5 protein-coding genes are annotated in these 6,842 nt (G+C 54.9%); 3 read left to right on the forward strand and 2 right to left on the reverse strand.

Going from position 1 to position 6,842, the window contains the following annotated elements; all coding sequences use genetic code 11:
* Positions 1 to 316: 316 nt before the first annotated feature.
* A complete protein-coding gene (locus ACR3FF_RS25010; protein ID WP_458190829.1) occupies positions 317 to 913 on the reverse strand; it encodes a bactofilin family protein in 597 nt (198 codons plus the stop codon).
* Positions 914 to 1,266: 353 nt separating this feature from the next.
* Between ACR3FF_RS25010 and ACR3FF_RS25015 the strand changes: the two genes are divergently transcribed.
* Entirely contained in the window at positions 1,267 to 2,403 is a 1,137-nt protein-coding gene (locus ACR3FF_RS25015; protein ID WP_458190830.1) for a DUF1214 domain-containing protein, read from the forward strand.
* 312 nt (positions 2,404 to 2,715) lie between these two features.
* Here the strand turns inward: ACR3FF_RS25015 and ACR3FF_RS25020 are convergent, their stop codons facing one another.
* Positions 2,716 to 4,149, reverse strand: coding sequence for a S8 family peptidase (locus ACR3FF_RS25020; protein WP_458190831.1), 1,434 nt, complete (start codon positions 4,147 to 4,149; stop codon positions 2,716 to 2,718).
* A 902-nt stretch (positions 4,150 to 5,051) separates the two neighbouring features.
* On the opposite strand from ACR3FF_RS25020, the gene pdhA reads away from it, so the two are divergent.
* Together pdhA and ACR3FF_RS25030 are read left to right on the forward strand one after the other, a co-directional pair.
* On the forward strand, positions 5,052 to 6,170 hold the full coding sequence (gene pdhA / locus ACR3FF_RS25025) for a pyruvate dehydrogenase (acetyl-transferring) E1 component subunit alpha (RefSeq protein WP_458190832.1): 1,119 nt from the start codon (positions 5,052 to 5,054) through the stop codon (positions 6,168 to 6,170).
* 176 nt (positions 6,171 to 6,346) lie between these two features.
* Positions 6,347 to 6,580 carry a hypothetical protein gene (locus ACR3FF_RS25030; RefSeq protein ID WP_458190833.1) on the forward strand — a complete coding sequence of 78 codons (234 nt, stop codon included), beginning with the start codon at positions 6,347 to 6,349 and terminating at the stop codon, positions 6,578 to 6,580.
* Positions 6,581 to 6,842 lie beyond the last annotated feature (262 nt).

A 6,842-nucleotide genomic window follows, 5' to 3' on the forward strand; every position in this document is an offset into this window, starting at 1 on the left:
GAGCGAAGTCAGCAGCGATGTAATTGCATCCGGGGAGAGTCTCATACAACCTCCCCTTCGCTCTACGAGTTCAGGTAGCCGTCGGCTTGCGATTTAGCCTCTTAACCGAATACGAATGCGTGATCAGGGTGTGAGAACTCTTCTATGACACCCTCACTACACTTGCTACTGTACTACTCGGTCTGGAACGGACGGGATTCCTTCTGTCCACGTAAGCGCATCGAGGATTGCTCCCAATTGATTCACTCGCTGGTTGAAGACGTTTAGCGGGTGGATATCGAGGGAGCTCGCTGCATCGCGTTGGACTGTTGTCCCATTAGACACGTTGGACGTCACCTGCGATTTTCGCTCCGGGTTCGCGGTCGAACGTGACCGCACTGAAGGTGAGATCCCCGCCGAGCCGTGCTGTCCCAGCGACAGTGAGCGATCCGCTTCGTGATCGCACATCTTCGTTGATTGTCCCTGCAAGCACTAGATCCTGTGCCTCCACCTCGACTCCCCCCTCAATGGTCGCGGGCTGGCCAATGGTCAGTTGCTGGCTTCTGGACTTCACGTCCCCTTCAACGGTTCCGTCAATCGTGATGTACTGGCTTTGGGACTCGACATCCTCTCCGACGGTCCCAGCGATAACGAGATTCTGGCTATTCACCGCGACATCTCCCTGAACGGTGCCAGTTCTCTCGACAATAACGCGTCTGGCAGACGCCCTGAGGTCGCCCTCAACCGTTCCACGGACGATGACAGTATTAGCGGTAGCTAAAAGATCGCCGTCAACCGTCTCTCCCTGCTCGACAACGACCGTTTCCTCGATTTGTGGTTGTGATTGTGCCATCGCCGTCATGGGTACAACCGTCATCGCAGGAACAACTATGAGTAGCAGAACAACTGCATGGGTACGTGTCTGTTTGTGCATATCCAATAGCACATGGACAGGGGTACATATAGTAATTATGACATTAAATGGGAGAACCGTAGAATTCACCCGAGAATCGTAGGATACCCGCGTGAATAGGCGAGTTTAACAGGCAGGTTTATTCCAGTAAGAAAGCAGGCCAATCGTGGTTTGTTATGTCGTTTGGACACGGCTTTCTGGCGGCATTTGCCAGGGGAGACCGTTCGAGTCGCGCCATGTAAGGAACATTGAGACTCTTTCCAGCACCGATATTCTCGATTAACAGTCCTTCTCTTTTTTCTATGGGTCTGTCGTATGGGGTGCAAGTCGGGTGAGGCAGTATTGTTGGGCACCGCTCGAGCGAGGCAACAGCCATGGACAAAGACACACACAACAAAACGACTGAAACGGAATTCGAACCGCTGCAGGCAACACGTCGAACCGCACTTCGCGGAACAAGTCTTGCCGGCTTACTCGCGATGGGCGTCGGCAGTGCCAGCGCCCACCGAGACAGCCCGAATCCAGCCGCCCACCAGGTGCAACAACAGACGACAGACAATACCGATGCAGTCCCGGTGACATGGGCGAACTACCCACGCGCCAACTGTCATGCTGCATGGCAGTCAATCATCAACAACGGCGGGTTCGGACAATTCTATCATCTCAGAAATTTTGCCCCCATCGAGGATCAGTTGACTATCCAAGAGAATCGTGACACGCTCTACTCAGCGGGGGTGTTCGATCTGACCGAGCCAGTCACCATCACGAAACCAGACACCGGTGACCGCTACCAGTCAATGAATGTGCAGAATGAGGACCAATATGTGAAGATGTGTGTCACCGAACCTGGCACGTACACGATAACACAAGATCTCATAGAGACTCGGTATGTTGGCGTCAATTTTCGCACATTTGTTGATCCGGACGATCCGGACGATGTGAAACAAGTCCGGCAACTTCAGGACGATATCGTCGTGAAGCAATCATCGGCTGGGTCGTTCGAGATTCCCAACTGGGATCCACAATCATTTAAACAAATCAACGACGCGCTCATAACAGTCGGACTCACGCTAGATGACTTCTCAGACGCGTTTGGTGACGTCGGCCAGGTCGACCCGGTGAAATTTTTCATTGCCAGTACGGCAGGGTGGACCGGCGTTCCGGAACCGTCGGAAGCATTAATTCTCTCACGGACTCCCGCCCAGAATGACGGCACAACGCCACACACACTCACCGTCGAGAATGTCCCCGTTGACGCGTTCTGGTCGGTCACCGTCTACAATAACGACTGGTATCTCGAGAAGAACAAGTACGACGCGTATTCGATCAACAACGTGACCGCCGAGCGAGCCGATGACGGCAGCGTCACGATCCATTTCGGTGGTGACCCTGACCAGCCGAACTTCCTCTACACACCAGAGGGATGGAACTACATGGTTCGGCTCTACCAACCGCGCAAGCCCGTCATCAACGGGAGCTATCAATTCCCCGAAGCTCAGCCGGTCGAGTGAGGTAAGCGGGCGGATATCAGCCGTTCAGTCCGCTTGCGATTACTTCACCGCGATGGTGAACAGTGACTCGTCTGCTGTCATGTACTGACGGTCGTGCTGAAGACGCCCTCTGTCTGCAGCACGACGTTTGTGACAGCAGCCCGGCAATTCGCCGGTCGAACATCTCACCGGACAACTGCCGGTAATTTGGTGTTAGATCGGTGGACTCAACGGTCATGTCAGTAACACACGACTTCAGTCGTGGGTGGCTGACTCTACACCTCGTTCGCTTCGGTCGCAGGTTTCTCTGTTCGTAGCCCTGTAACGCAGGTGCTATCTGAGCTGTTCGACAGTCTTCAGTGCGTTCACACGTCCTGCACCAAGGACGGGATCACTCTGTCCATTTTCGCCCTCCGCGGCCTGCTTGATGGCATTCTCTACCTGTCGAGCGCTCGCGTCGGGATTGAGTTCACGAACCAACGCTGCGAGGCCTGTAACCTGCGGAGCCGCCATCGATGTCCCGGCCAGCCAACTGTATTCTCCCGCTGGCATGGACGAGAACACGAGATTGAACGGGTATGGCCACTCGGGAATGGTGGCGGGATAACATACCGCCGCCTCCTCGGCATCCTCACTCGTTGCCGCGACGAGGTTTCCATCGTCATCGAAACAGACGTGTGTTTCCGTGCCCGGGACGCGCGGGTCGTCCGCGGGTGTCAAGGGTTCGCCTGCTTTGATCCACTCCGCATATCCAGCGTACGTTCGGATGATGTCTTCGTACGTTCCGCCGGGTGCGCCGACGTCAACCATATTCGTCCCGTAGTTCGAGTAGAAGGTTCGCTCACCGTCCGGGGAGAGCGCGCTGACGCCGAGGACTCCGGCGAGCCCATTCCAGAGCCGTAACCAGCCGCCTTGGAGGTCAGTATCGTCGTTGCCCGCCGACCCTACGAGCAACGTCCCATTGTGGGTGGCTCGATTGGCGACGGGTTCGTACATCTGCTTTAACTGCCCGACAAGCCCGCCGAGGTTCTGCGGCGGGGCCATGAACCCTAAGCTGATGTTCGCCGCGTCAACGCCCACGTTGCCCGCGTATTCCATTCCAACCATGATATCCCCGAACGAACCGGATCCACCATACAGGACGCGCACGGAGATGAGTGTCGCCCCGGGCGCAGTCCCCGTCATAAGTTCGTCGCCCGTGCCAGCCGCAGTCCCGGCGACGTGGGTCGCGTGGTAATGTTCTGCACCAGTATGGTCAACGAGTTCACCCTCGACGACGGCCACGCTGTTCTCGACATCGACGTTGAGGTCGGGATGCTCATGGTCGATGCCAGTGTCGATAATCGCAATGGTTCGCCCCGCTCCAGTGGCATACTCATGGGCTTCCTCTACTTGCTGCATCTGTTTATCCCAGAGCAGTTCGTTGTACGCGTCCTCAGGCGTCTCGGGAAGTCCGGCCGCCTCCCCATCAGCGTTTGCGACCGGGTCTTGTAATTCGAACTCAATGTCGTGCATGGCGTCCGCGACACCACGGATGTTTTGGAGATCCTCCACAGCACCGTCGGGACCCGTCACCAGTAACACTGCCCCGTCAGCTAGTTCATTTGTCACCTCAAACCCTGCACCGGCCACTGCCGTCGCTATATCCTTGCTACCTCGAACCAAGTAGCGTGCTTGCCCGTCGCTCGCCAATGCAAATCCAGTAACGAGAAGCGTGGTACCTGCTGCGCCAATTCCTTTGATCAGTGACCTTCTATCAATTTTCATTATGCAATTCATCATTCAATCTAATTTATATTAAATGTAGTGTATGATATTTATCAGTTGGTTTTTCGAGCATACTAGGTGTTGGATGCCCGAGACAACGGCTGCAATTCACGAACGAGAAGCTTGCGACTGCCACCACTGCGGACTTGGCGAGTGTCGCCCAAAGTCTTGCATAGCCAAAATCGGCCAACTATGCTCAGACGCTCTCGAGATCGTATGTGTCGATAAGCTTCTGTCGGTCGATTTTCCCAAGACCCGTTTTGGGCAACTCCGTCGTTATCGTGTAGTGAACAGGACGGGAGTCATACACTTTACTTGTCTTGTTGAACGCAAGACTACGTCGGGGTAAGGTGAAATACGTGGACTTTCAGAGTGTTAGAGACGGATCCACGAGATTAGAAGATGCAGTAGCTGTCATGGCGTGTTGCGCGTCCATTCGGACGCGGTATCCGCTTGCACCGTGCATCCCGTTCGTCTCGAAGAGACGGCAGGGATGCCCCCGGTCGCAGGTTTCCCCACGTCCGGGCACGGGCCGTGCCATCGGCCTGCCTGCCCTTCATGCCACGGTGGGCAGGCACAAGCGAGTGAGGGGTGCTTTTTGCCTGTCGTGACACCACGACCTCGGTGACGCCCTCGCGGGAACGGTATGGTAGCCTTCGTCGTCCGGGTGGACCCCAATCCAACCGCCAATTTTTCCCGTTGTGCTTACCGGCCAATACGCTGTCAGAGGGCTTAATACAGGCGGTTGTGGCGGAGTTGTCGGATTCATCGCCGCCGTTCACGGCGGGGCTTTCTCCTCGAACTTTCTGTAAAGACAATATGTGATTCGTTCATTGCTGAAGCGATTCTTTGTGAGAACCCTACGTTTCTTGTGACCGGTTGAGCAACGTATTCGATAGTGAATGACAAGCGCAACTGAGCTGTTATCACGTAATCCGAGCGATCGGATACAAGTATTGGACGCTAAAGGCCACGTTGTCACACCAGAGCTCGTGCCTGACCTCGATGACGAGACGTTCGTGGCAATGTACCGCGATATGCAGTTTTGTCGCCAATTCGATGAGCGTGTCATCAGTCTACAGCGGCAGGGTCGCCTTGGAACCTACTCATCACTTGCTGGCCAAGAGGGTGCACAAATCGGGTCCACGTATGCACTGGCCGATGATGATATCATCTCTTACCAGTACCGCGAACACGGAACTGTTGTCGCACGTGGATTCCCATGGGAGTACTTACTGTACTGGGCTGGTGATGAGCACGGGAACGCAGCACTCGCGGACAAAAACATCTTACCGCTCAATATCACCATCGGCGATCACCTCCCCCACGTCGTTGGGATGGCATGGGCAGCGAAATTACGAAATGATGACCACGTGACGGTTGCACACTTCGGTGACGGTGCGACGTCGGAGGGTGATTTCCATGAGGCACTCAATTTCGCTGGCGTTTTCGACGTTCCGGCGGTGTTCATTTGCAATAATAACCAGTGGGCTATCTCTGTCCCCACAGAGCGCCAGACCGCCAGTGCAACCTTTGCACAGAAAGCTCATGCCTATGGTTTCGAAGGCGTGCAGGTCGACGGCATGGATCCACTTGCGATGTATACCGTAACGCATGCTGCTCGCGAAAAGGCAAAACAACCGACCGACGGTCGCCAACGTCCGACTCTGATCGAGGCGGTTCAATACCGATTCGGCGCACACACGACTGCCGATGACCCCTCAGTGTATCGTGACCAAGCAGACGTAGAACGCTGGCGCCAGCGTGACCCACTGAGTCGGTTCGAATCGTTCCTCCGCAACACGGATCGCATTGACGACAACGTGATGAGTCGCATTGATTCTGAAATTGAAGACACCCTTGCAAATCTGATCGAACCGGTGGAGTCACACGATGCCGACCCAGATGAAATGTTCGACTATACGTATGCTGAACCGACCACTCGGCTTCGTGATCAACGTGAGTATTTACGCTCGCTCCGTGAGAAGTACGGTGATGAATCATTGCTACAAGAAGATTGACATTCACTCTGTGTGAACGTGGAGGAGTCCCGAGCGTTCGAAGTTCAGGGTTTGCGTGGCCTTGTTGAAATCCTATTATTCGATACTATAGCTACTGAAACAACCGATAGGTGGGTCTGTTAACGTACATTCCGGTCAACCGAACATATATGTAGACAATTCTATAAAATGAATCTATGGCCGACAGCCTCGAATCTGGGAGTCCCTCCCTGATCCAACCCCAACTGCTCATAACACTGACCGTGATAGCCGCGCTTGCAATCGCGGTAGACCTTGTGGGCCTACTGAATTTGTTCGCGGTCGATACAATCACCGATGCAATCACCCCGTTTCTGGTGATGGTTCTCGGGGGGTATCTTGGCATCGTCATTTCAGACCGTCTTTGGTGGCGACTGTTCTCTGAGAATTAGTCGGTGAGTAAGCTACCACGCCCTTTAAGGGCGTGGCATTCCCCTACAATGAGATTTCAGACACACCCTTGGCAGCGACATGGCGGGCTACACGCACAGCGTTCTGCCGGAGGGAATTGTTCTATTCCCTCCGGCGTACTCTTGCCGGGGATTTTGTCCGGCAAGGCACTGGCCCATGGAGAGGCACTGTCTCGTCCGTCGGTCGGACGAGATGGGCTGACTCACACCGCTTTAATTCAGCGTGTTCTCAGGTGTTTCGCGG

Source organism: Haladaptatus ordinarius (genome assembly GCF_054177595.1).

Excerpts from the sequence above, each read along its gene's own strand:
- pdhA (WP_458190832.1), top strand. The coding sequence starts at position 5,052 with ATGACAAGCGCAACTGAGCTGTTATCACGTAATCCGAGCGATCGGATA.
- ACR3FF_RS25030 (WP_458190833.1), top strand. The coding sequence starts at position 6,347 with ATGGCCGACAGCCTCGAATCTGGGAGTCCCTCCCTGATCCAACCCCAA.
- ACR3FF_RS25015 (WP_458190830.1), top strand. The coding sequence starts at position 1,267 with ATGGACAAAGACACACACAACAAAACGACTGAAACGGAATTCGAACCG.
- ACR3FF_RS25010 (WP_458190829.1), bottom strand. The coding sequence starts at position 913 with ATGCACAAACAGACACGTACCCATGCAGTTGTTCTGCTACTCATAGTT.
- ACR3FF_RS25020 (WP_458190831.1), bottom strand. The coding sequence starts at position 4,149 with ATGAAAATTGATAGAAGGTCACTGATCAAAGGAATTGGCGCAGCAGGT.